General features: G+C 39.5%; 26 protein-coding genes. 21 read left to right on the top strand and 5 right to left on the bottom strand.

Annotation, left to right across the window (positions count from 1 at the left end):
* Positions 1-254: 254 nt before the first annotated feature.
* Together ACIQXR_RS13280 and ACIQXR_RS13275 are read left to right on the top strand one after the other, a co-directional pair.
* Positions 255-1,313 (top strand): acyl-CoA dehydrogenase family protein, encoded by a 1,059-nt coding sequence (locus ACIQXR_RS13280; protein ID WP_402959132.1) that lies wholly within the window; start codon positions 255-257, stop codon positions 1,311-1,313.
* Positions 1,314-1,526: 213 nt separating this feature from the next.
* Entirely contained in the window at positions 1,527-2,267 is a 741-nt protein-coding gene (locus ACIQXR_RS13275) for a hypothetical protein (RefSeq protein WP_403080154.1), read from the top strand.
* 59 nt (positions 2,268-2,326) lie between these two features.
* Here the strand turns inward: ACIQXR_RS13275 and ACIQXR_RS13270 are convergent, their stop codons facing one another.
* A complete protein-coding gene (locus ACIQXR_RS13270) occupies positions 2,327-2,464 on the bottom strand; it encodes a small acid-soluble spore protein P (RefSeq protein ID WP_403080153.1) in 138 nt (45 codons plus the stop codon).
* A 113-nt stretch (positions 2,465-2,577) separates the two neighbouring features.
* On the opposite strand from ACIQXR_RS13270, the gene ACIQXR_RS13265 reads away from it, so the two are divergent.
* The gene (locus ACIQXR_RS13265) at positions 2,578-2,841 is read left to right on the top strand and encodes a hypothetical protein (protein WP_402872642.1); all 264 of its coding nucleotides are present in this window, start codon (positions 2,578-2,580) and stop codon (positions 2,839-2,841) included.
* A gap of 105 nt (positions 2,842-2,946) precedes the next feature.
* On the opposite strand, the gene sspO is transcribed toward ACIQXR_RS13265, so the two are convergent.
* Positions 2,947-3,099: a small acid-soluble spore protein O gene (gene sspO, locus ACIQXR_RS13260; RefSeq protein WP_402872644.1), complete on the bottom strand. Its 153-nt coding sequence runs from the start codon at positions 3,097-3,099 to the stop codon at positions 2,947-2,949.
* Positions 3,100-3,483: 384 nt separating this feature from the next.
* Between sspO and acnA the strand changes: the two genes are divergently transcribed.
* The 6 genes from acnA to ACIQXR_RS13230 all read left to right on the top strand — a co-directional run bounded on the left by acnA (position 3,484) and on the right by ACIQXR_RS13230 (position 8,544).
* A complete protein-coding gene (gene acnA, locus ACIQXR_RS13255; protein WP_402959126.1) occupies positions 3,484-6,195 on the top strand; it encodes an aconitate hydratase AcnA in 2,712 nt (903 codons plus the stop codon).
* 209 nt (positions 6,196-6,404) lie between these two features.
* Positions 6,405-6,938, top strand: coding sequence for a TlpA disulfide reductase family protein (locus tag ACIQXR_RS13250; RefSeq protein ID WP_402872649.1), 534 nt, complete (start codon positions 6,405-6,407; stop codon positions 6,936-6,938).
* Positions 6,939-7,203: 265 nt separating this feature from the next.
* Positions 7,204-7,332, top strand: a complete 129-nt coding sequence (locus ACIQXR_RS13245; protein ID WP_402872652.1) for an FbpB family small basic protein — start codon at positions 7,204-7,206, stop codon at positions 7,330-7,332.
* 163 nt (positions 7,333-7,495) lie between these two features.
* Positions 7,496-7,639: an acid-soluble spore protein N gene (locus ACIQXR_RS13240; protein WP_402872655.1), complete on the top strand. Its 144-nt coding sequence runs from the start codon at positions 7,496-7,498 to the stop codon at positions 7,637-7,639.
* A gap of 169 nt (positions 7,640-7,808) precedes the next feature.
* Complete coding sequence (locus tag ACIQXR_RS13235; protein WP_402872658.1) at positions 7,809-8,225, top strand: acyl-CoA thioesterase; 417 nt, start codon at positions 7,809-7,811, stop codon at positions 8,223-8,225.
* Between the two features lie 25 nt (positions 8,226-8,250).
* Complete coding sequence (locus ACIQXR_RS13230) at positions 8,251-8,544, top strand: hypothetical protein (RefSeq protein ID WP_402873200.1); 294 nt, start codon at positions 8,251-8,253, stop codon at positions 8,542-8,544.
* A gap of 48 nt (positions 8,545-8,592) precedes the next feature.
* Here ACIQXR_RS13230 and ACIQXR_RS13225 read toward each other — a convergent pair whose 3' ends face one another.
* Positions 8,593-8,889: a HesB/YadR/YfhF family protein gene (locus ACIQXR_RS13225; RefSeq protein ID WP_402872660.1), complete on the bottom strand. Its 297-nt coding sequence runs from the start codon at positions 8,887-8,889 to the stop codon at positions 8,593-8,595.
* Positions 8,890-8,981: 92 nt separating this feature from the next.
* Here ACIQXR_RS13225 and ACIQXR_RS13220 point away from each other — a divergent pair, with 92 nt between their 5' ends.
* Positions 8,982-9,467: an NUDIX hydrolase gene (locus tag ACIQXR_RS13220; protein ID WP_402959123.1), complete on the top strand. Its 486-nt coding sequence runs from the start codon at positions 8,982-8,984 to the stop codon at positions 9,465-9,467.
* 256 nt (positions 9,468-9,723) lie between these two features.
* Here ACIQXR_RS13220 and ACIQXR_RS13215 read toward each other — a convergent pair whose 3' ends face one another.
* Positions 9,724-9,867, bottom strand: coding sequence for a YycC family protein (locus tag ACIQXR_RS13215; RefSeq protein ID WP_402872669.1), 144 nt, complete (start codon positions 9,865-9,867; stop codon positions 9,724-9,726).
* An 84-nt stretch (positions 9,868-9,951) separates the two neighbouring features.
* Positions 9,952-10,539, bottom strand: coding sequence for a glycerol-3-phosphate 1-O-acyltransferase PlsY (gene plsY, locus ACIQXR_RS13210; RefSeq protein WP_402989500.1), 588 nt, complete (start codon positions 10,537-10,539; stop codon positions 9,952-9,954).
* A 468-nt stretch (positions 10,540-11,007) separates the two neighbouring features.
* Between plsY and ACIQXR_RS13205 the strand changes: the two genes are divergently transcribed.
* The 11 genes from ACIQXR_RS13205 (at position 11,008) to ACIQXR_RS13155 (ending at position 25,098) form a co-directional block, all read left to right on the top strand.
* Positions 11,008-11,391: a CoA-binding protein gene (locus ACIQXR_RS13205; protein WP_402873203.1), complete on the top strand. Its 384-nt coding sequence runs from the start codon at positions 11,008-11,010 to the stop codon at positions 11,389-11,391.
* Positions 11,392-11,794: 403 nt separating this feature from the next.
* The gene (gene parE / locus ACIQXR_RS13200) at positions 11,795-13,780 is read left to right on the top strand and encodes a DNA topoisomerase IV subunit B (RefSeq protein WP_402872675.1); all 1,986 of its coding nucleotides are present in this window, start codon (positions 11,795-11,797) and stop codon (positions 13,778-13,780) included.
* Positions 13,770-16,214 (top strand): DNA topoisomerase IV subunit A, encoded by a 2,445-nt coding sequence (gene parC / locus ACIQXR_RS13195; protein WP_402872678.1) that lies wholly within the window; start codon positions 13,770-13,772, stop codon positions 16,212-16,214. Before parE ends, parC begins: the two co-directional genes overlap by 11 nt.
* A 597-nt stretch (positions 16,215-16,811) precedes the next feature.
* A complete protein-coding gene (locus ACIQXR_RS13190; RefSeq protein WP_402872681.1) occupies positions 16,812-17,963 on the top strand; it encodes an acyl-CoA dehydrogenase family protein in 1,152 nt (383 codons plus the stop codon).
* Positions 17,964-17,989: 26 nt separating this feature from the next.
* The gene (locus ACIQXR_RS13185) at positions 17,990-19,165 is read left to right on the top strand and encodes an acyl-CoA dehydrogenase family protein (protein WP_403080151.1); all 1,176 of its coding nucleotides are present in this window, start codon (positions 17,990-17,992) and stop codon (positions 19,163-19,165) included.
* A gap of 19 nt (positions 19,166-19,184) precedes the next feature.
* Positions 19,185-19,949 (top strand): SDR family oxidoreductase, encoded by a 765-nt coding sequence (locus tag ACIQXR_RS13180; protein ID WP_402872686.1) that lies wholly within the window; start codon positions 19,185-19,187, stop codon positions 19,947-19,949.
* Positions 19,950-19,968: 19 nt separating this feature from the next.
* On the top strand, positions 19,969-20,421 hold the full coding sequence (locus ACIQXR_RS13175) for a MaoC family dehydratase N-terminal domain-containing protein (protein WP_402872688.1): 453 nt from the start codon (positions 19,969-19,971) through the stop codon (positions 20,419-20,421).
* Positions 20,418-20,819, top strand: coding sequence for a MaoC/PaaZ C-terminal domain-containing protein (locus ACIQXR_RS13170; RefSeq protein WP_402872690.1), 402 nt, complete (start codon positions 20,418-20,420; stop codon positions 20,817-20,819). The genes ACIQXR_RS13175 and ACIQXR_RS13170 overlap by 4 nt, the downstream gene beginning before the upstream one ends.
* Positions 20,820-20,941: 122 nt before the next feature.
* Positions 20,942-22,636: a sigma-54 interaction domain-containing protein gene (locus ACIQXR_RS13165; RefSeq protein WP_403080150.1), complete on the top strand. Its 1,695-nt coding sequence runs from the start codon at positions 20,942-20,944 to the stop codon at positions 22,634-22,636.
* A gap of 601 nt (positions 22,637-23,237) precedes the next feature.
* Complete coding sequence (locus tag ACIQXR_RS13160; protein WP_402872696.1) at positions 23,238-24,101, top strand: branched-chain amino acid ABC transporter permease; 864 nt, start codon at positions 23,238-23,240, stop codon at positions 24,099-24,101.
* 1 nt (position 24,102) lies between these two features.
* Positions 24,103-25,098, top strand: coding sequence for a branched-chain amino acid ABC transporter permease (locus ACIQXR_RS13155; RefSeq protein WP_402872698.1), 996 nt, complete (start codon positions 24,103-24,105; stop codon positions 25,096-25,098).
* Positions 25,099-25,100 lie beyond the last annotated feature (2 nt).

Genomic DNA, 25,100 nt, shown 5'->3' with positions numbered 1-25,100 from the left:
AACTTTAAGTTTGGGTGTCCTTTTTTACTTGGAATTATAATCTGAAAATTTTGATTAGATGGTTGCAATTTTATATACAGTATAATAAAATAACCTTAAACCGACTAAACTAATATGAATAAGTGTTTTTCCAAAGCATTTAAAAAATACAGGTTAATATAGTCGTCCGATCCTATACATAAAAGAACCATCATTAAAGTCATTACTTTTAAGGTTTTATACAAAGGCGGAATGAAAATAGGGGAGTTGTGGTCATGGAATCATGCGTAGTGGATAAAAAACCTATGATCGAACAATTAATTGAAAAGGAGTTAAGACCATTCGTAAAGAAAATAGATGCTGAGGCTTTTTATGCTGAAGGATTTTTGAAAAAGCTCGGTGAGGCCGGTCTGTTTTCTTCTACTAATAAAACGGAAAAAGAAATTTTATTAGATGAAATGTATGTAGTTAAAGAAACAGCTAAAGTATGCATGACAACAGCGTTTTGTCTCTGGTGTCATTTGGCTGCCTTAACCTATATCCGAAAAACCGATAATGTAGAAATGAAAACTAGGTTATTATCAGCTTTTGAAAACGGTGAAGTCCTAGGGGCAACAGGTTTATCCAATCCAATGAAGTATTACGCGGGGCTAGAAAAACTGAATTTGAGCGCGAAACCGACTGAAGGTGGCTATATTGTTAATGGTGTATTGGCGTCCGTTTCCAATCTTGGAGAGAACCATTGGTTTGGATTAATCGCAGGTGTTAGCGAAAATGAACGAATGATGGCCGTGGTTCCTTGTAAATTAGACGGCCTAAAGCTAAAAGAAAAGGTAGATTACCTGGGGATTAATGGGAGTTCTACATATGCATGTTCCTTTAATGATGTATTTATACCTAAAGAATGGGTATTGTCTGAAAATGCCGATTTGTTCGTGGAAAAAATTCGTCCGGCATTTATTGCCTATCAAATTCCTCTCGGCCTGGGCGTCACCCAATCATCTATCATGGCGATTGAAAAGGTATGTCAAAAGCAGAATGGCTGTAATCAATTCTTGAGAACCCAATCAAATGAACTGCAAGAAGAAGAGCGACACATACAGGAAAAGATTTTAACCTTATTCAATAATGATTCACTTGACTGGAAAGAGGTTGCAGATATTCGTCTTAAAACCGCTTACCTAACCCTTAAGGCTGTTCAAACAAATATGCTTCATAATGGGAGTGCCGGTTATCTGAAAGACAGCGCACCATCGAGGAAACTTAGGGAAGCATATTTCTTTGCAAACTTGACACCGACAGTTAAACATTTGGAAAAAGTCCTTACTGTATAACCTAACCCTCATGAGATTTTCTACTCATGGGGGTTTTTAGTGAAGAAAACAACTCTATTACATCTTAAATGGGTATAAAGGCCCGGTATTTTTTAAAAAGATAAAGGATCAGAACTAAAATAGTACAAGAAGATTAGTGTGGTAAATGGGAAAATGGGTTATTTTAATTTTGGGAATATTATCTAATTTATTCCAGAAAAGGGGGAGGTTTCATTGAAAAAGTATTGGAAAAGTATATTTTGTGCGTTAGCCGTCCTTGTGCTATCGCTAACGAGTTTGCAACCTGCTTTAGCAGCGACGGATTTGAAAAAAGCGAAGACGATAAGCCTTGACAAAAACTATACGGGACAGCTATCTGTTACTAATTATGAACAGGTTTTCAAAGTCAAACTCAAGAAAAATGGAAATTTGAAAGTTTTTGTTAAAACGTATAAAAGTAGAAGTTGGTATGTTGAAGTCTTGGACAGCGAGGGCAGCCGACTTGATGACTATTACACAAAAACAACCAATGGTACCGAAACCAACGAAATCGGATTAAAGAAGGGTACATACTATATTGTCATCTCCGGAAATAAAGATAAGCCTTACAAGGTGCAAGCTAAGTTCAAAGCAAGCGAGTATTATGAAAGGGAAAGTAACAATACAGTAAAAACAGCAAACACGATAAAAACAGGTAAAAACTATTATGGTGCCCTACAAGAATTTACGGATAAAGATTATTTGAAGTTCACCGTGAAGAATAAAAGGAAAGTGTCAATCACTTATAACAATACACCCAAAGAACAAAGAGATATCTTGATAGTGAATGCGAAGGGGAAGGTCTATAAAACGGTACACACCGACTATCATGTTAAAAAACCTAGTACTAGTTCATTCAGCTTGTCTTTACCAAAGGGGAGTTATCATGTTCTGATTCAATATGGGAGCGGAGCATATAAAATAAAGGTGAAGTAAACAAAAAAAACGGTGCAGTCCAGCTAGTGGCTGCACCGTTTTTTCTTAAAACGGGGTGTTTACATATCGTGACTACTGTTATGTTTTTGTCGAGAGTGCTGTCTATTCTTTACTTTGTGAGAACCACTTAGAGGTTCAGGCTGACCTGATTTTTTTTCTTGATTCTTTTGCATGCCTTTTCCATCATTTTTACTCATATGAATCCCCTCCTACTTATTAAGATAATCAGTTCGTTGAAAGTTATTCACAAGCATATTTATAAAAGCATCGTACATCCTAAAGATGAAAACTTATTGAGGAGCTGAATTTGATGCAGGACAAACAAGATAAGCGGAGATCTTTTCAAGAAGCCCAGCAAAGCTACAAACAAGTAAATGATGCCTATTCTTCGATTGAAAAGACGGCACCGAATTATGGAACGGAACTGAAACATGTGAAACAGGAAGTGAATGAAGCTTATCAGCAAATTCAATCTGCTTTAGTCAACGCATCTGAACACCAGCGTGAACAATTGAAGCAGTATGAACAGGATATACAGGAAATCGTGAACGAAGTCAATTCAGATGACTATTGAAAAAGGAATCCTATAGGCCCAGATTTAGATGTGCGTTTACCTAATAAAATGGGCTTTTTGAAGATTAGCACCTTCAAAAAGCCTCTTTTATGGATTCCTTCTTATTTATTGATTCTTCTTGCGCTTTTTATTGTTTTGCCTTTGTACCTCGGTTAAGGGTGGTTCATTACCTAATTCATCATTGTAGCCCACGCCATTGCCTTGTGCTTTTGCTGCGTTCATTCCCGGTATTACATGATTTGCTTTTTGCTTTGCCATTAGATCACCTCCATTTCATAGAGTGTCATAAGGAACGATGATTATGTATTAACTTCAAATATGTTTTGTTGGAATAATTTATCAGCTTGTTTTTGCGAAAAGCTAAGAATAATGAAGCCTTTAATGGGCGTGCTATGGGCATCTTAATAAGAAGTAAGGGATTTCACATAAGCTAAACTTATCAAAAACAATAACTTTCTTGTTATTTACTTATGCTGAATTCTATATTACTATTAGGTAGAAGGAAGAGTTAGGGTGGGAGAAGAGAGATAAATTTCATCAAACTAACTTTTTTACTTATATCCATTGTAAACATGGTTTTAATGACCAGGTTTTACTTTTATGTGCAGAATTGTTCTGACAGTTTAATAGGGGGTAATATTCATGACAAAGAATGACGTATATCAAGCGCGTAAGTCTTTTGAAGTTGAAGGACAACGCTACAACTACTACAGCTTAGATGCTATTGAAAAAGCAGGGGACGGCAAAGTATCACGCCTACCATATTCCATTAAAGTCCTACTTGAAGCGGTACTTCGCCAAGTAGACGGAAGAGTTATTACAAAAGAACATGTTGCAAACCTTGCTAAATGGGGAACAAGCGAGCAACAAGATATAGATGTTCCATTCAAGCCTTCACGCGTTATCCTACAAGATTTCACTGGTGTACCAGTAGTCGTAGATTTAGCTTCTCTACGTAATGCATTCGCTGCACTTGGTGGAGATCCTGATAAAATTAACCCGGAAATTCCGGTTGACCTTGTAATTGACCACTCAGTACAAGTTGATAAAGCAGGAACTTCTGATTCTCTTGATGCCAATATGGATCTTGAATTTGAACGTAATGCAGAGCGTTACCAGTTCCTAAGCTGGGCTCAAAAATCATTCAACAACTACCGTGCTGTTCCACCAGCAACTGGTATCGTTCACCAAGTAAACCTTGAGTTCCTTGCGAACGTAGTCCATGCTGTTGAAACACCAAACGGAGACTTTGAAGTATTCCCTGACTCTGTATTCGGTACAGATTCACATACTACAATGATTAACGGTATCGGTGTTCTTGGATGGGGTGTCGGTGGTATTGAAGCTGAAGCAGGTATGCTTGGACAACCTTCATACTTCCCAGTTCCAAAAGTAGTTGGAGTAAAACTTACTGGTCAACTTCCTAACGGAACAACTGCTACTGACCTTGCATTGAAAGTTACTCAAGTTCTTCGTGCACACGGCGTAGTTGGTAAATTCGTTGAGTTCTACGGCCCAGGAGTTGGATACCTTCCACTTGCTGACCGTGCAACAATCGCTAACATGGCACCAGAATACGGTGCTACAGTTGGGTTCTTCCCGGTTGATGCTGAAGCAATCGATTACATGCGCTTAACAGGCCGTGATGAAAAACAAATTAAAGTGGTTGAAACATACTGCAAAGAAAATGGATTGTTCTATACTCCTGAAAACGAAGACCCAGCATACAATGATGTTGTGGAAATCGACCTTTCAGCTATTGAGCCAAACCTTGCAGGACCTAAACGTCCACAAGATTTAATTCCACTTTCTCAAATGAAAAAATCTTTCCTTGAAGCAATCAATGCACCTATGGGTAACCAAGGTTTTGGCATGACTGATGCTGAATTGGATAAAGAAGTAACAGTTAAATTTGCTGATGGCAAAGAAACTACTATGAAAACAGGTGCGATCGCTATTGCTGCAATCACAAGCTGTACAAATACTTCTAACCCATACGTAATGCTTGGAGCAGGTCTTATTGCTAAAAAAGCGGTTGAAAAAGGCTTGACTGTTCCTGATTATGTTAAAACATCATTAGCACCAGGTTCTAAAGTTGTTACTGGTTACCTTCGTGATGCAGGTCTTCAACCATACTTGGATCAATTAGGATTCAACATCGTTGGTTACGGATGTACAACATGTATCGGTAACTCAGGTCCATTAGCAGACGAAATCGAAGCAGCAGTTGCTGAAGCAGATCTTCTTGTAACATCTGTACTTTCTGGTAACCGTAACTTCGAAGGTCGTATTCACCCATTAGTGAAAGCAAACTACCTTGCTTCTCCAACATTGGTTGTTGCCTATGCACTTGCTGGTACTGTGGACTTCGATCTTAATAATGATTCTCTTGGTAAAGACAAAGACGGTAACGATGTTTACCTTGCTGATATCTGGCCATCACAAGAAGAAGTTAACGCAGCTGTTAAATCAACAGTTACACCGGAATTATTCCGTAAAGAATACGAAACTGTATTCAACGATAACAAACGTTGGAATGATATCGAAACAAGCAATGAAGCTATCTATGCTTTCGATTCTAAATCAACATATATTCAAAATCCTCCATTCTTTGAAGGATTATCACCTGAACCAGGTTCAGTTAACCCACTTACTGGATTGCGCGTAGTTGGTAAATTCGGTGATTCAGTTACAACTGACCATATCTCTCCTGCAGGTGCAATCGGTAAAGATACTCCAGCTGGTATCTACTTACGTGAAAACGGAGTGAAACCACGTGACTTTAACTCTTATGGTTCTCGTCGTGGTAACCACGAAGCGATGATGCGTGGAACATTCGCCAACATCCGTATCCGTAACCAAGTTGCTCCAGGTACAGAAGGTGGTTACACTACTTACTGGCCTACAGGCGATGTAATGGCTATCTATGATGCATGTATGAAATACAAAGCTGATGGAACAGGTCTTGCTGTCATTGCTGGTAAAGATTACGGTATGGGAAGTTCTCGTGACTGGGCTGCAAAAGGTACGAACCTTCTAGGCATTAAAACAGTTATCGCTGAAAGCTTCGAGCGTATTCACCGTTCTAACCTTGCATTGATGGGTGTTCTTCCTCTTCAATTCAAAGAAGGAGAAAACGCGGAGACTCTTGGCTTAACTGGTAAAGAAGCGATTGCTGTTAAGATCGACGAAACAGTTAAACCTCGCGATATGGTAACTGTTACAGCTACTGATGAAGCTGGCAACGTAAAAGAATTTGATGTATTGGTTCGTTTCGATTCTGAAATCGAAATCGACTACTACCGTCACGGTGGTATCCTTCAAATGGTATTACGTAACAAACTTAAAGGTTAATTAACTTTTAGAAGACGACAAACCTGCCTGTCAGGTTTGTCGTTTTTTTTGTGTCAAAGTTATGAAATATAACAAGGGACTTCGATTTTACCTTTTCTGAGCATGATTTTATTGGTAAGATGATGTAAGAGGCTGACAGATATGGAATATGTACTATTTCTTTTGGCGAATGAATATTTTTATTGTAACGGAATTAGGGGGACGGGGTCATGTTAAAGAAAATTATTGCCTCGGTTGTCTTACTATCGCTGATAGCGGTGGCAATCGTTCAAGCAATGGATGATAAACCTGATAAAAATGAAGAAGGAAATTCGATGGGGGGGCTGAAAATTGGTGCCAAAGCACCTGATTTCACCTTAGAAACTTTGAATGGGAAACAGGTGAATTTATCTGACTATAAAGGAAAAAAAGTGATGTTGAATTTCTGGGCAACTTGGTGTCCTCCTTGTAAAAAAGAAATGCCAGATATGGAGAAATACTCAAAGCAGGCTGGGGAAGATGTCGTTATATTGGCTGTTAACATTGATCCAGAAAATGATGTGCAGGCATTTATTGATGATAATGGGATAACATTTACCATTCCATTGGACAGTCAAAGCGCTAAACAACCGGTAAACGATCAATATAAGGTTATGGCCATACCTACAACATACTTTATTGACAGTGAGGGCATTATTCGAAATAAAATGGTTAAAGCGATGCAATTTAATGAAATGGAACAAAACATCAATAGTATGAAATGACGGAATCAATAAGATTCCGTTTATTTAGTAGGATTTAAAAAATGTGTCTAATTTGTCACAAGTTTTTAGAAAAATCAAAAAACATTGCAAAAAATAGATTACACTCCGCCAATTTGGGTTAAAGTATAGAAGACGCGTGAAATGAGTTTGGTACGAACTAAAATGACTGATTATTCAGACTTTATATCAGACTGTCTGTATAGTCATAATTTTACGTTAATTTGGAAAAGATGGAATATACACTATATAGTAAGAAGGTGAAAATATGAAGAAAAGAAAACGATCTTTTGAAGAACTGATTAATGAAAATAAAAAGGAATTGTTAATGGATACAAAGCTGATGGAGAGACTTGAAGAACGACTTGAACAAAAACATATGCAAAAGGCTGAATAATAGCATAAGGGTATGAAAAAGAAGGGCTAGCGATGAATATTTCATTGTTGGCTCTTTTTTACATGCAGTGGTAAAAACATTTGAATTCTCGGAAAACCACTCAAAAACTGGAACTCATGAATTTCATTTTTAAAACCATCCTAAAAATAGGAGGCGATTTATAATGAGTAACCCAAAAAAAGATTCACAACACTTTAGACCGAGCCATCTGGGTACACAACCGAGAACAGGTGGAGGAAATAAAGGAAAGCAAATGCAAGATACTTCAGGAAAGCATGCCCAAGTCATTCAAACTAAAGGTGAGTAAGTAAGAATTCATGTCTTTAAAGGCTAGGTGGAGAAGGGAGTTATTCTTTCTCTACCTTTTCTATTTCAATAACATAACCGAATAAGAACGGAGACGCTATTCTTTAAAGGTATTCTGCAATTATGATAAGATGATGACAGTACGATTGAAAAGGAAGTGGGGAAACAAAATGTGGATAGCAGAAAATGAAATAGAGGTTCGGTATGCTGAAACGGACCAAATGGGAGTCGTGTATCATGCTAATTACTTTGTATGGATGGAACTTGGCAGGACGAAATTAATTAATGATTTAGGTTTCCGTTATGCAGATATGGAAGCGGAGAACATCCTTTCCCCCGTGATGGATATACAGGCTACTTACAAAATACCTGTACGTTACGGTGAAAAAGTGCTGATCAAGACATGGATTGAAGAATATGATGGGCTCCGTGTCGTTTATGGATATGAAATCATGAACCAGGATAATAAAGTGGCGGCAACCGGCCAATCTGTGCATGTTTGCGTAAAAAAGGAAAACTTTAAACCTGTGTCCATCAGAAGGCTATTTCCAGCGTGGCATGAAGCCTATGAAAAAAATAAAAAGTGATATTTACATAACCGAGGTGAACAGTATGGCGTTCGGGATTAAGCGGGTCGACGTTATTAACTGGAAACGTCAAATCGACCAAGGAAAAATTGCGTTTTTAACTCACTATTGGCTTGATGATCGTTTTCCTGGTTGCAAGACAGTGACCAAAGTCGGATGTAAGGACATGGATCGTTTAGCGGAGTGGGGAGAGAAATATGGTTTGAGAAAAGAATGGATTCATCACAGGAAGGATGGTTATTCCCATTTTGACCTGTTGGGGGATCGGCAAAGAGACATTCTTAAAGCTGAGGATATCAAAGAAAGATTAGTCAAGTAAAAGGCGAAACAAGGGAAACTGACAGCAGCAGGGTTCCCTGCTGCATGGTCAAGCTCCTTTTTTGTATACGAATTCAGGTTCAGCAGATTTCTCATTGAAAGTGATTAATAAATCATGTCCATCGAAAAACCATGTATCTTTTTCTTCTACATAAAAGGTGATTGATCTCATTGTATCTGAAGCTGCTATGGCTTCAGGTTCTTCCTGAATGATGCCCAATGAAAATCCGCTTTGGACAGTACTTACCCCTCCGTATCGTGCATGAAAGCGCAGATAAGCCCCTTCAGGCAATTCTAACTCATCGATATACCATTTGGCAGCCCGGTCGGAAATTTGTAGTTTCAAAAAGTGAACCTCCTCCCTTTAATTGAACATGTTCATTATAAGATAAATGCAGTAAAGATGCGAATAAAGTATGTTGTGGAGGAAAATCAAGAATGAATATACCCTATACGATTTGTTTTATTACCCGAGTAAGATCAGGCAGGGTCGAAATTCTTATGCTTTTGCGTAATAATGAACCTAATAAACATAAATGGAATGGCGTTGGTGGAAAAATCGAGGAAGGAGAGACCGTCAATGACTCGATGGCTCGAGAAATAATCGAAGAAACAGGGCTGAAAGTGAACAATCTGTGTTTCCGTGGTATCGTAACATGGAACGAGACGAGTGGAATGTACGTTTATCGGGCCGAAGACACAGGTGGAGAACTCATTGCTTGTGATGAAGGTGAACTTGCCTGGAAGCCCTACGAGTGGGTCATGGAGACTGATGAAGCTGTGTCGAATATTAAACATTATTTAAATGAAACTTTATTTGAGCAGTCTTTATACGAATTTGCTTTGACATATGAAAATGAACGACTACTTTCCTTTGAAAAAAAATCCTTACCTGATAATTATCCGCTACTACTTACTAAATAAAAGAGCATTTTTTATTTATGAATCATGCACTAAAATGAATTTTCCTGTACATATGTAGATGAATATAAAAGTAGGGGTAATGAAGAATTCCTAACATCACACATGGGAGTTAAGGGTACGGAGAAGTGAGAGATGAAAAAACGGTGTTTTTATAGGGATGTATTTTTCGGAATCGAATTATGTAATGGATATTGAGAAAGATGGCATGCTTTCCATGCAAAAAGAAAGCATGCCTAAATCGTAACTGCGGATCATGCTATTTTTTGTTTTCTTTTTCTTCGGCCTCGGCTAGTTTCTTTAACAAGATGGGTGTAGGCATATGCATAATTTGCTCTAAAGGTAGGTTAAGTGTCTCAGATAGCTTTATTGCGGTATCTGATGAGATTTGTAAAGGTTTCACGGTTTCTCTCCTAATCTTCTATTCAATATTTAATGGTGAAAAAGTGATGAAAAGCCCATCTAATGGGCTTTTTCTCTTGCTGAATTATAGCCATTTCACTTTCGGTTCCGTCTTATCGATAATTCGTTTAATATTGGCACGATGACGGTAAAAAATGAAAACGGTCAGTATACCGATCACGATGATAAGAGCCCAGTCGCCGAAATGGAATACTAGGCTGTATATGAGGGCCAGTAGGCAAGCAATCATTGATGATAGTGATACATATTTGGTTATGTATAAGGATATAAAAAATATGAGAACGGCAAAAAGGAAAAATAAAGGTTCATAAGCCAGTATGACACCAGCTGATGTTGCAACTGCTTTTCCACCCCGGAAATTCGCAAAGATGGGGAACATATGACCGATTACTGCACAAATTCCAGCTAGTAATTCAGGCATATCCGCACCTAGGAAGAATGGGAGGAGCGTGGCTAATGTACCTTTAAGTATGTCCATGATCGTTACGGTCAGCCCAGCCTTGACACCAAGCGTTCTGAAGGTGTTCGTGCCACCTAAGTTTTTACTGCCATGCTCCCGAATATCAATGTTGTAAAAGGTTTTTCCGATTATCAAACCTGATGGAATCGATCCGATTAAGTAGGCAGCCAGAATAATGATGATTGTAAGCATTCGATAACCCTTTCTTAAAGAAGAATATTCATATTTTATCGTGCATGAACAGGCTGAAAGTGATAGAAGGACCAAATCAGCCTCAAATACCTGATAAGTTTATCTTATTGTAACATTTTCATGATAAAATGGCATGGCTGTCTGGAAAAATCCTTATGAATTTTTTAGATATATCTTCGAATTCTATGATTTGAATGGTTTATAAGAAGGGTTTATCGTTAATATAAGAAATGTAACGTGTACTTCCATCCAAGTATCGGGATAACCATTCCTTTATGTCTGAAATGAAATTAATAGACGAAATATCTGTTCGGTAAGAATGAATTTTTGTATAATGGTTTTCTTAATAATGGTATTAAACTGCTTTTCTTTGTAAAATATTCTTAATGAGGCAAAACTATTCGTTAGTATTGTATTTTATATTAAAGGGGACTGATAAAAGTGATTGAAAATCCTAGTAGGGAAGAAATGGGCAAGATGTTAAAAAAATCGAAACGGATTGCTGTGGTAGGACTATCGAATAATCCTGATCGAACTTCATATATGGTTTCAAAAGCTATGCAGGATAATGGATATGAAATCATTCCGGTCAATCCTGCCGTATCCGAAGTGATGGGGGTTAAGGCGGTTGCATCACTAAAAGATATTGTTGGACATGTCGATATCGTCAATGTTTTTCGCCGCTCTGAATACCTACCGGAGATTGCAAAAGAATTCGCAGAAATTGATGCGGATATCTTTTGGGCACAACTAGGGGTTGAAAACGAAGAGGCATATAATTTTCTAAAAGAAAAAGGCTATACTGTTATTATGAATCGATGTATAAAAGTTGAACACGCTCTTACAAAATAAAGTAAAGAGCGGATTTTTCCGCTCTTTTTTTATAAGTGGGGAATTAAATTTTTTGAAAAACATAGCTTGAATTGAAAACGAAACATAGTTATCGCAATTAAACTACATATAAAATTTAAGAGAAATAGTAAAACGCTATTTGCCAAATGAAAATTTACGGCTACAATTAGAACGGTGGATCAGATAGATTTTACAATAAAACGAACATGATAAATTCCGATCAAGAATATTAACGTTTAATAAAGGGACGAAAAAAATAGAACACTTGTTCTTTTTGTTCGAAACCATTATACTTTATGTAAAGATAACGAACATATAAATTATTTGGTTTAAGGTTAAGAGTCATTTCATTGCAGTATGATTTGGCCCGGAAATTGTGTTTAGTAAGGAAAGGGGAATTTCTGTGGCAAAGAAAGTAAAGACAATCGAGTACAATGATGATGCAATTCAGGTACTGGAAGGACTCGAAGCGGTCAGAAAACGTCCCGGTATGTATATCGGCAGTACGGATGCACGTGGACTTCATCATTTAGTGTATGAGATTGTGGATAACTCCGTAGATGAGGTTTTGGCCGGTTATGGAGACCACATTAGTGTGAAAATACATAAAGATAATAGTGTAAGTGTAACGGATAAGGGTCGGGGGATGCCTACAGGTATGCATAAAACGGGGAAACCTACACCTGAAGTCATTTTGACGATTCTTCATGCCGGAGGTAAGTTCGGACAAGGTGGATATAAAACAAGTGGCGGTCTGCACGGGGTTGGTGCATCAGTTGTCAATGCATTGTCTGAATGGCTTGTCGTGACGATTAAAAGAGACGGGTTCATTTATGAACAACGTTTCTTCAACGGGGGTAAGCCGGAAACCACCTTGGAGAAAATCGGCAAAACCAATCAATCCGGAACAAGAATTCATTTTAAGCCGGATCCTAAAATATTTTCGGTTACCACATTTAATTATGATACGCTCTCTGAAAGACTTCGTGAGTCTGCTTTTCTTTTAAAGGGCATGAAAATAGAGTTGATAGATGAACGGAAAAACGAGCATGAAATATTCCATTATGAAACTGGGATAGAAGCTTTTGTAGAATATTTAAATGAGGAAAAAGAGACGCTCCATAATGTTGTCAGTTTAGAAGGGGAACAGAATGGAATTGAGGTGGATCTGGCTTTTCAATTCAATGATGGATATTCAGAAAACATCCTAAGCTTTGTCAATAATGTCCGCACGAAAGATGGCGGGACCCATGAAATTGGGGCTAAGACAGCGATGACACGTTCATTTAATGATTACGCCAGAAAGATGGGGTTATTAAAGGAAAAAGATAAAAATCTTGAAGGATCGGATATACGAGAAGGATTATCTTCGATTATTTCTGTCCGCATTCCGGAAGAGCTCCTGCAATTTGAAGGTCAGACTAAAAGCAAGCTGGGTACCAGTGAAGCGCGGTCTGCTGTCGATTCAATCGTTTCAGAGCATTTAGCATACTTTTTTGAAGAAGATCCGACGACTACCACACTATTAGTGAAAAAGTCCATCAAAGCTTTCCAAGCTCGTGAAGCGGCCCGAAAAGCTCGGGAAGATGCTAGAAGCGGAAAGAAACGGAAAAAATCCGATGGTAATCTTTCGGGGAAATTGACGCCAGCCCAATCGAAAAATCCCGAGCGAAATGAATTATATCTTGTTGAAGGGGACTCTGCAGGAGGATCTGCCAAGCAAGGTCGGGATCGACGTTTTCAAGCGGTGCTACCGCTAAGGGGTAAAGTCATCAATACCGAAAAGGCTAAGCTTGCCGATATTTTCAAAAATGAAGAAATAAACACGATTATTCATGCCATAGGTGCAGGAGTGGGGGCGGAATTCAATACCCCTGATACCAATTATGATAAAGTCATCATCATGACTGATGCCGATACGGATGGAGCACATATTCAAGTATTACTGCTTACATTCTTTTATCGTTATATGAAGCCATTAATAGAGGCAGGAAAGGTATTTATCGCCTTGCCGCCATTATATAAAGTGAGTAAAGGCACGGGAAAGAAAGAGATTATAGAATATGCCTGGAGCGATGATGAACTTCAGGGTGCAATTGATAAAATAGGCAGAGGCTATATGATCCAGCGCTATAAGGGTCTTGGTGAGATGAATGCCGATCAGCTATGGGATACGACCATGAATCCGGAAACAAGAACATTGATTCGCGTCAAAATCGATGACGGGGCACGTGCTGAAAGACGTGTAACAACGTTAATGGGTGACAAAGTAGAGCCGCGCCGTAAATGGATTGAAGCCAATGTTGCTTTTGGTCTCGAAGAGGAATCGAATATTTTAGATAATGAAAATATGTCGATTGAAGAGGAGGTCAATAACGATGGTATTTGAAGAGTCATTTCGTGATTTACCGCTAGAAGAGGTTATTGGAGATCGCTTCGGGCGTTATAGTAAATATATTATTCAGGATCGTGCATTACCAGATGCAAGAGATGGATTAAAACCGGTTCAGCGCCGGATTTTATATGCCATGTTTGTAGAAGGGAATACCCAGGAAAAAGGGTTTAGAAAATCTGCCAAAACGGTCGGTAATGTTATTGGTAACTATCACCCACACGGTGATTCCTCAGTTTATGAGGCCATGGTACGGATGAGTCAGGATTGGAAGTTGCGGAAGGTCATGGTTCAGATGCATGGAAACAACGGTAGTATCGATGGTGACCCACCAGCTGCAATGCGTTATACGGAAGCAAGGCTTTCAGCCATTGCCTCCGAGATGTTACGTGATATAGACAAGCGGACTGTTGATTTTGTCTCCAATTTTGACGATACATCCGAAGAACCTATCGTATTACCGGCAATGTTCCCGAACCTGCTCGTAAACGGTTCGACAGGTATATCTGCTGGTTATGCAACGGAGATTCCTCCACATCAATTAGGCGAAGTCATTGATGCAGCCATTATGAGGATCGATAACCCGAAAGCGACAGTCGCGGATTTGATGACAGTTATCAAAGGTCCCGATTTCCCAACAGGCGGTATCATTCAGGGAATCGAAGGCATTCGTAAAGCCTATGAAACCGGCAAAGGTAAAATCATCGTCCGTGGCTTGGCTGATGTGGAAACGATACGTGGAGGAAAGCAACAAATTGTCGTTACGGAAATCCCTTATGAAGTCAATAAAGCGAATCTTGTAAAGAAAATAGATGAGTTCCGGCTTGATCGTAAAGTTGAAGGAATTGCGGAGGTTCGTGATGAAACCGACCGTACGGGACTTCGAATCGTAATTGAATTGAGAAAAGAAGCAGATGCAAATGGTGTCTTGCATTATTTATATAAAAATTCCGATCTCCAGGTTTCTTATAATTTTAATATGGTGGCGATTTATAAAAAACGGCCGACATTGATGAGCCTGCCTAAAATGCTTGATGCATATATTGACCATCGTAAAGAGGTTATAATTAACCGATCTCGTTTTGAACTTCAAAAAGCACACGATAGGGCACATATTGTAGACGGCTTAATAAAGGCTCTATCCATTTTAGATGAAGTCATCGCTGTCATCCGAGGTTCTAAGGATAAAAGAGATGCTAAAGATAACCTGATTGCCAAGTTTACCTTTACCGAAGCTCAGTCCGAAGCCATTGTATCTTTACAGCTCTACCGTTTGACCAACACGGACATTACAGCTCTAAAAGCTGAAGCAGCGGAGTTAAACAGTAAGATTGAGGAATTGACTAAAATACTTGGTAGTGAGAAGGTTCTACTTCAAGTCATTAAAAAAGAATTACGATTTATTAAAAAAGGGTTTGATGACGGCCGACGTTCGAAAATCGAGAATGAGATTGAAGAAATCAAGATCAATCTTGAAGTCTTGATAGCAAGTGAGGACGTTATGGTCACTGTAACGAAAGAGGGCTATGTCAAGCGTACATCGCTACGATCTTATTCGGCATCCGGCGGGCTTGATTTTGGCATGAAGGATTCAGACCGCATGCTTCAGAAACTGGAAATGAATACGACGGACGTACTGTTGTTGTTCACTTCCAAAGGTAATTTCCTATATTGTCCAGTCCATCAGCTTCCAGATATTCGTTGGAAAGAAACGGGCCAACATATCGCGAATATCATCCCAATAGATCGGGATGAGCAAATCATTAAGGCCATTCCAATAAAAGATTTCAATCAGCCGGAGTTTTTAGTGTTCATAACGAAAAATGGCATGGTCAAAAAGACCGAACTAGCTTCCTATAAAGCACAGCGTCATTCCAAAACCCTAGTAGGCATCAATTTAAAGGGTGATGATGAATTGATTGATGTTCACCACACCGATGGCAAGGCTGATCTATTCATAGTCACCCACAATGGTTATGGCTTATGGTTTGATGAAGAAGAAGTGAGTGTTGTAGGCATCCGTGCTGCTGGTGTGAAGGGAATCAATTTGAAAGAAGATGATTATGTCATTGGCGGTAAGATATTAGCCAAGGATAGTAAGGAATCCATTTTGATCGTCACACAACGCGGGGCCATCAAGAAAATGAAATTGACGGAGTTCGAAAAAACAAGCCGTGCTAAACGTGGGGTTGTCGTATTAAGGGAACTTAAATCAAATCCTCATCGTGTCATTGGATTTGATACAGTCAATAAAACCGATAGTTTGTTCATTCTTTCTGAAAAAGGCAAAATTGAAACCGTTCATGCATCATCATTGAAAAATCATGATCGCTACACAAATGGTTCCTTTATTTTTGACGAAACGGAAAGCGGAAAAGCAAAAGAATTATGGAAAATTTCATTAGAAGATGAATCTGTAAAAGATTCGTAACATCCATTCATTTTATAGTAGGGATGCTGACTTGGTCAGCATCCCTTTTCTTTATTTCTATGGTTGATCTGTGTTCAAATCTAGGCTCATTCGTCCCTTACTGTCCGTGTAGTCAAATAACACCATTTACATTTACCCCGATGCCTTCTTTACTCACTAACTACTTAATATGTTCTTAATTCAAAAGTGAATGATTAAGTCAAAATTAAATCGTTGTAGTGTCCATGAGAAAATCTCAATAATTGGATGATTAATTCAAATTTGAATTTTAATGAAACCAGATTGCTAGCCTGGTAGCGTTTTTAATTTGGCACATTACTTGCATATGATAATTGTATCTTCTTGATTTTTGTGAATTAGGAAAGGGAGCAAAAATGGATAGATCTTATAACAAGAATTCTAATCTTGAAAAAAATTGAAATGACCTTCCTACATGCTCGTCAAAAAGACATATTTTTTAATCTTCGACTCGTATTTCTATTAAACTGCGGTTCATTTAAACAAAAGCCTATACATAGTGCTTTAAGTTAAGAAACAACTCATGTGAAAAAGGTTCGATCGGCAGAAACCAATTTAAAAAAAAGGGGGGCTAACGGCATGGACTTTCGCTTTGATGCAGAGACTCTACTTTTGAAAGAAAATATCCGGCAATTTATTCAAGACGAAATCGAACCATTTGCCATGCAGATTGAAGAGGAAGACCGTATCCCTGATTCTCTCATTCAATTATCTAAAGAAATGGGCTTATTCGGTCTTAGTATCCCTGAGAGGTATGATGGACTAGGTATCGGTATGGTCGAAAAATGTGCCTTATATGAGGAAATAGGAAAAACGCATAATGGGTATACGACGTTGATAGGAGCCCATACCGGTATCGGAACAGTCGGTATTGTGGAGATGGGGAATGAAGAACAAAAGCAAAAGTATCTTTCTGACATGGCAAGTGGAAATCGAATCGGAGCATTTGCTTTAACGGAACCAGCTGCAGGATCACATGCCACAAATTTAAAAATGACCGCGGTAAAATCAGGTGATAGATATATCCTGAATGGAACAAAGCACTATATAACGAATGCGGATGTGGCAGATATTTTCACCGTCATGGCTGTTACGGATAAGGAAAAAGGAGCAAAAGGAATCACTTCATTCATCGTAGAAAAGGGATTCCCAGGATTCCAAGTAGGTAGTATGGAAAGGAAAATGGGGCTACGAGGTTCCCATTCTGCAGAACTGATTTTTGAAAATTGCGAGGTTCCTTTGGAAAATGTACTGGGGGAAGTTGGCCAAGGATACGTCAATGCCCTTAAAATCCTGGCAAACGGTCGAGCAGGACTCGCAGCACGCAATTTAGGTTCATGTCAGTACTTATTGGATTTATCCATTCATTATGCAATGGAACGGGAACAATTTGATGTACCGATTATTGAACACCAGGCTGTATCCCATATGATAGCTGAGATGGCAATGGAAATAGAGGCACTTCGTTCTTTTACCTATAGAGTGGCCTGGATGGTCGATCAGGGAGAGAAAATCATTAAGGAAGCGGCCATGCTGAAGCTTTTCGGTTCGGAAGTATATAATCGGGTGGCGGATAAAGCGGTCCAGATTCATGGAGGACTCGGATATATTAAGGATTTTCCTATCGAACGTTTCTTTCGGGATGCAAGAATTACTAGAATTTATGAAGGTACGTCGGAAATCCAGAAAAACATCATTACAGGGCAATTGAAGAAAGCGCATTCAAAATAATTTTAATGGAAGCTGGAGGGATTGTAATGGATTTACGTTTATCGGATGAACAAAGAATGGTGCAAAAAACGATTCGTAAGTTTGTCGAAAATGAACTGATTCCACTGGAAAATGAAGTGCTCCGGAATGAAATAGCCGGAAAGCCCAGTTTACCTGCAGAGACATTACAGGAATTACAGGGAAAAGCAAAAAAGGCGGGGTTTTGGGGAGTTAATACACCTGAAGAATATGGTGGGGCTGATTTAGGGCAAATGATGATGGCCATCGTGCTGATGGAAGTTTCGAAGACATTCGTTCCTTTCAGTTTCGGTGGATCAGCTGATAATATTCTGTATTATGGAAATGAAGAACAGAAGAAGAAATATCTGATTCCAACGATCAATGGGGAGAAGAAGTCTTGTTTTGCGATGACGGAACCAGGGGCTGGATCCGATACACGCAACATAAAAATGACGGCCATTAAGGATGGAGACGAGTGGGTGCTGAATGGCGAAAAAACGTTCATCACCGGTGGAAATGATGCAGATTTTGTCATGGTCATTGCGGTTACGGACAAAGAACGTCACCAGGCAACGGGGACGGAAGGCGTCACCTGTTTCATCGTGGATCGGGACATGGGATGGAAATCAGAATATATCAATACGATGGGCGAATGGGGACCTGCCGGTTTAGTGTTCGACAATGTGCGGGTACCTGAGGAGAATATATTAGGGGAAATACATGGTGGCTACAAATTGGGTCTCGAGTGGATAGGTTTTGCAAGATGGATTGTTGGGGCAAGGGCAGTGGGTTCAGCTGAACGATTACTCCAAATGGCCATCGACTATGCAAAGGAGCGGGTAACTTTCGGGAAGCCTATTGCGGAACGTCAGGCCATTCAATGGCAGATTGCAGACTCTGCTGTTGAAATTGAAGCGGCAAGGTGGTTAGTCTTAAATGCAGCTTTCACACTTGATAATGGAGAAGACAATCGTCATCTAGCCTCGATGGCTAAACTTTATGGCTCGAATATGGGGAATCGAGTCGTCGATCGTGTTTTGCAAATCCATGGTGGCATGGGTTATACAAAAGAACTGCCTATTGAGCGTTGGTACCGTGAAGCAAGGCTCTGGAGAATATACGATGGTACAGATGAAATTCAGCGTATGATCATTTCAAGGAACTTAATTAAAGGACATGTTAAACTAGGACAATTTTTATAATAGATGAGGAGGAACAAACATGACAGGAAGATTTTTAGGAAAAACAGCATTAGTAACTGGTGGAAGCAGGGGGATTGGAAGGGCAATCGTTGAACTACTAGCAAGTGAAGGAGCAAAGGTAGGAATCATCGATATTAATGAAGAGGTCCTGAATGTAGCGGGAAATGAACTACGTGACCAAGGCTATACCATTTATACAAAAGTGGCAAATGTAGTCGAGGCAGAAGAGGTGGAAACTGCTGTCAAGGAAATAGCGGAAACATTCGGTTCACTTGATATCCTTGTCAATAACGCGGGGGTCATTCGCGATAACCTAATATTCAAAATGACCGATTCGGATTGGCAGACAGTCATGGATGTACATTTGAAGGGTACGTTCAATTCAGTCCGTGCTGCTCAGAAATACATGGTTGAAAGAAAATATGGAAGAATCATCAATATTTCGTCCACTTCGGCTCTCGGCAATCGAGGACAATCGAATTATGCAGCTGCAAAGGCGGGGCTGCAAGGGTTAACGAAAACGTTAGCGATTGAGCTCGGTAAATATGGAATCACAGCTAATTCGGTAGCCCCTGGATTCATTGAAACGGAGATGACGAAAGAAACTGCACGTCGTGTGGGGGTCAGTTTTGAGCAGTTCGTTGAGGGAAGTGTGAAGAAGATTCCAGTTGCTAGAAGCGGGAAGCCAAGTGATATCGCAAATGCTGTTGCTTTTTTTGCTGATGAAGCTTCTTCCTTTGTTAATGGTCAAGTTCTTTACGTTGCAGGTGGTCCAAAAAATTAACTGATTAGGTGGGGATGATATGTTTAAAGATTGTATCGAAAAACGTTCCAAACCGGTCAAAAATTCAGTCGAACGTGGGGCCGTGAAAAAATTCGCGGAAGCAATCGGTGACTTGCATCCTATTTTCATTGATGAAGAGATAGGAAAACAATCAAGGTACGGCACGAATATTGCCCCTCCTACATTCCCACGGGTCTTTGATTATGGAGTGATTGAAGGGTTGAACCTCCCTGCTAAAGGGTTAATTCACGGCGAGCAGATTTATCATTATAAGCGGCCCCTTCTGGTAGGGGAAGAAATCACGTGTTATACAGAAGTGAAGGATTATTATGAGAAGAGTGGAAAACAGGGGGATTTGGGGTTTCTAGCATTAAAAAATTATGGAACCGATGCAAATGGTGAGATAGTATTTACTGCCGATCAATTGGTCATCATCAATGATACGGTAAGAAAGTCGGTGGGGAGCCGATGAGTTTGTTAAAAGAATTGAATCCTGGAGATTCTGTACAATCGATAAAGTTGGATCCTGTTTCACGCCTAGATCTCATTAAATACGCTGGTGCTTCCGGTGACTTCAATCCCATTCATACCATTGATGAAGAAGCTAAAAAGGCCGGTCTACCTGGAATCATTGCCCATGGAATGTGGACGATGGGAAACCTTGCAAAGTTATTCAGTGATTCTTATGACATCGGATTTATTGAAGAGTATAAAATACGATTCAAGAGTATGGTTTTTCTAGATGATGTCATCACGCTTCAAGCCTATTTAAAAGAGAAAAAGGAAGATACGTACCATTTTGTTGTAGTTGCCGTCAATCAAGTAGGCAAGGAAACAATCAGTGGGGAGGTCATATTCAAAGTATATTGAATGATAGGTAGTGATGAAGTTATTTCATCACTATTTTTTATTGGAATTTCGACATTATTAAAGGGGATTCGAAAGATATCGAGAATTGAATTAGAAAGAATTCTTTTGCGGTGGTGAATGTATTGAATCAACTGAAACAGGATTCCCAGATCAAATGGATCAAAGAATGGCCATTTCCTGCCATTATCCTTGATGATGAAGGCAAGATTAAAGAATGGAGCCAATATTTTAAGGAACAGATGCAGAATAGAAATACCCTTTCAGATTTATTTGATAGATGGATATTTTTTGATAATAATAGGCTGGCAACAGCATACCATGGCACCAATCGATATGTATTTATCTCAGTGATGCAATTGGAAAAAGGCGAGCATTTATATGTAGGGGGTCAAACTTCATATGTCGATGATGTAATGGAAGAATTCGGGGAAACCAAAAAAATGAACCGCGCATTGGATGCCATCATTGAGAATTCCTATGATGGCATTTATATCACCGATCCTGATGGAGTGACAATATATACAAACCCGGCTATTGAGAGAATTACGGGGATTCCTAAAGAGTATTATATCGGCAAATCAGTAAATCAGTTGATTAAGCGTGGAATACTGAATGCCTCGGTTACACATAAAGTGGTAAAGCAGAGGAGGACTGTATCAGTCGTACAGGATAACTTCGCCGGAAAAGAGACGCTGATCACGGGAAGCCCGGTGTTTAATGGTGAAGGGGAGATTGAACAGATCGTTACGAATATACGTGATTTATCCGATTTGAATGAACTGATGCATGAATTGACGAAAGTGAATGAATTGAACAATCAGTATAAGCAGGAAATCGAAAAGCTAAGAAAGATTACAAATCAAGATGGAGTCGTTTTTGTTAGTGAAAAGATAAGGAAGATTTACGAAATTGCTGAAAGGATTTCAGACATTGACGCGACAGTCCTTATATTAGGGGAAACGGGTGTGGGAAAGGACGTATTGGCCCGCAATATCTTTAACGGGAGCATCCGTTCAAAAAAAGGGGATTTCGTTAAAATAAACTGTGGGGCGATTCCTGCCGATTTATTGGAGTCTGAACTGTTTGGCTATGAGGGGGGAGCGTTTACCGGGGCTAATCACAAGGGGAAACCGGGGATGTTCGAAATAGCTGATAACGGAATATTATTTTTGGATGAAGTCGGTGAACTCCCACTTCAGCTTCAGGTAAAATTACTTCGTGTTCTTCAGGAAAGGGAAATACAAAGAATCGGAGGAACGAAACCGAAGAAAATCGATGTTCGTATTATCGCGGCCACAAATCGAAATCTATTGGATATGGTCAAAGCGGGAGAATTTCGCGAAGATTTATATTATCGCCTGAATGTCATCCCCATTGTGATTCCACCTCTTAGGGAAAGAAGAGAAGATATCCTCGCATTGTCTGATTTATTTTTAACCAAGGCCAACAACCAATATAAATTGACCAAAAAGTTAGATTCAGCGTTAAAAGATTATTTTTTTCATTATGATTGGCCGGGAAATGTCCGAGAACTGATTAATATAGTGGAAAGACTGGTCGTGTTAACGAATGGTTCCGTCATCTCGGTAAGCGACTTGCCTGTAGAATATCAGCAAGAAAACATGAGCCAAACCAACTCTCGTGATTCTCAGTCTCTAAAGGAAGCGGTGGAGGGAGCTGAAAAAGAAATATTGACAAAAGCAGCGCAAACTTATCAGACCACATATGAAATTGCTGAAGCTCTTGATTCAAGCCAGGCTACGATTGTCAGGAAACTAAAAAAATATGGATTGAGAGTCAGTGAAAAGAATAGGTAAGCAAAGGGGGATTTCCGTAAGGGGAATACCCCTTTTCATTTCTTCCCTAGTAGTCATCTGGATAATAATATATCTATGAATCTGAAAGACAATCCATTCTAATTCAAAAGTGGTTCGTTCAGTCAAAAGTGAATGATGGTTATGCCATATGAATTCAATTATTTGAATCAAAAGTGAATCATTCTTATTTCGTAAAGTGACTTAGTATGGCTTTTTCAAGATGGCATAGTACTTGCATTGTTATTAAGGAAATGCTTTACAAATGATTTATGGGGAATGTGAGGTGACTGTGGAACGTTTCCGACGATTGCACAGCGTTATTCAGTTGACAGATATGAAGATAGTATTCATGAAATCATAAAATGGGATGCAGACAACTAAAAAAGTAGATAAAGATTACGGAAAAATGGGTCGAAACGAGGTTACAGAAGAAGCGGGTAGCCTTTCGATGGATTACGCGATGAAATAATGAAAGCGCTAACAAAAAAGGTTGGCATTAACAATTCGATAGGGTCATGGAGAAGAGTTCCTTATGGTTAGGGATGTTGTATTCAAGTAAAGCATTACCTACGAACATTCATTGGGATAAGGGAGGAAGGAAATGGAGATTTTAATTCAGCAATTGTTTAATGGTTTAACAATCGGAAGCGTATATAGCCTAGTTGCCCTTGGGTTGACATTGGTATATGGGATTCTTCATATCCCTAACTTTGCCCATGGTGCTCTCTATATGATAGGAGGGTATGTCACGTTGTCGATGATGACGTTATCTGGGCTGAATTACTGGATTGCTATGTTCGTGTCCGTCATTGTCGTGGGCCTTCTTGGGGTTTTATTGGAACGATTCGTATTCCGTTTGTTAAGGGATGCTCCACCGTTGCATGATAAAATTGCAGCCATTGGAATTTTACTTTTTCTTGAAGCCTTTGCACAATTTGTCTGGGGAGCTGATTTTCAAACCATGCAATCTCCTTATGGACAAGTAGTCAATATCATGGGCTTGACGTTCACGATGCAACGTTTGTTGATTATTGTGGCGGCAATCGTGGTCATGTCGGTTCTCTATCTGTTCTTAAAGAAGACGTATACAGGTTCCACGATCATCGCGATGTCCCAAAGTCGTGAAGGGGCTTCGCTAGTCGGGATTAACATCAATAAAGTTGCCATGCTGACCTTCATGATTTCTGGGGGGCTAGCCGCCATTGCTTCCTCCCTTGCATCTCCCATCAATCTAGTTTTTCCAGGCATGGGTCATTTAGTGATATTAAAGGCTTTCGTGATTATCATCCTAGGAGGGATGGGAAGCGTTCCAGGTGCAATCGTTGGTGGATATATTCTTGGATTCAGTGAAAGCCTTGGCGCAACCTATATATCCAATGATTATAAGGATATCATAGCCTTCTTCCTTTTAGTAGTCATCTTAACGGTCAAACCGACGGGTCTTTTCGCAAAGGGGGAGAGGTAGTTTGAATATCTTATCAAAACGAAATGTCATCTTAATTTTGATCATCCTGGCCTTTTTATTTCCAATCATCGCGCAGAATGACTATTACGTTCATATGTTAACGTTGTCTTTCATCTGGGCAATCGCGGTATATGGAATTAATCTGTTAGCGGGCTATACGGGCTATCTTTCGCTTGCCCATGCTGGATACTTTGCCATTGGGGCGTACTCATTGGGGTTATTGACGGTAAAAGCGGGAATGAACTTTTGGTTGGCACTGGTCTTGTCTTGCCTAATTTCCGGGGCGCTTGGTTTTTTGGTCGGCTTAATAGCATTGAGAACAAAAGAACACTTTTTCGCAATTTATACTTTATGCGTCGGATATATCATCTACCTGGTCATCGATAAATGGGAAGGTCTTACAGAAGGAGTTAGAGGCTTGATTGGGATTCCGGCCCCTGGAAATATCGGACCCATCACTTTCGAGACGGCCGCTTCACAATATTATTTGGTGCTCATTTTCCTACTTGGCGTCATTTTGGTCATGTATCGTATTGTTCATTCGTTGACAGGGAGAACCTATATGGCCATCAGGAATAGTGAGGAACTTGCCCAAACGATAGGCATATCCACGATGAAGAATAAGTTGACCGCATTTGTTCTTTCTACATTTTTTGCAGGCTTGGCAGGTGCCTTATATGCTTCATTCGTGCGGTTTATCGGACCGGATATCGGGTCTACGGCCATAATGTTCGACTTGTTGATGTATCTACTGGTCGGCGGAATAGGAACTCTATCGGGACCTTTGGTTGGAACTTTGCTTCTCGTCATACTATCCCAGAATCTACAATTTCTCCAAGAGTATCGAATGTTGATCTTTGGACCTTTACTTACGTTGATCATAATTTTCTATCCACGCGGTATTTCGGGTGCATTCTTTGATTGGAAAATTAAACGAAGAGATAAGAAACAACTGATTATGAGTAAGGACGTTCCGGTTAATGCGGAGGAGGGATGAAG

This window comes from Peribacillus sp. NPDC097224 (assembly GCF_044761985.1).
GTDB lineage: Bacteria > Bacillota > Bacilli > Bacillales > DSM-1321 > Peribacillus.
Note: the sequence above shows the minus strand (reverse complement) of the source record. Positions and strands in the feature narration are given on the sequence as shown.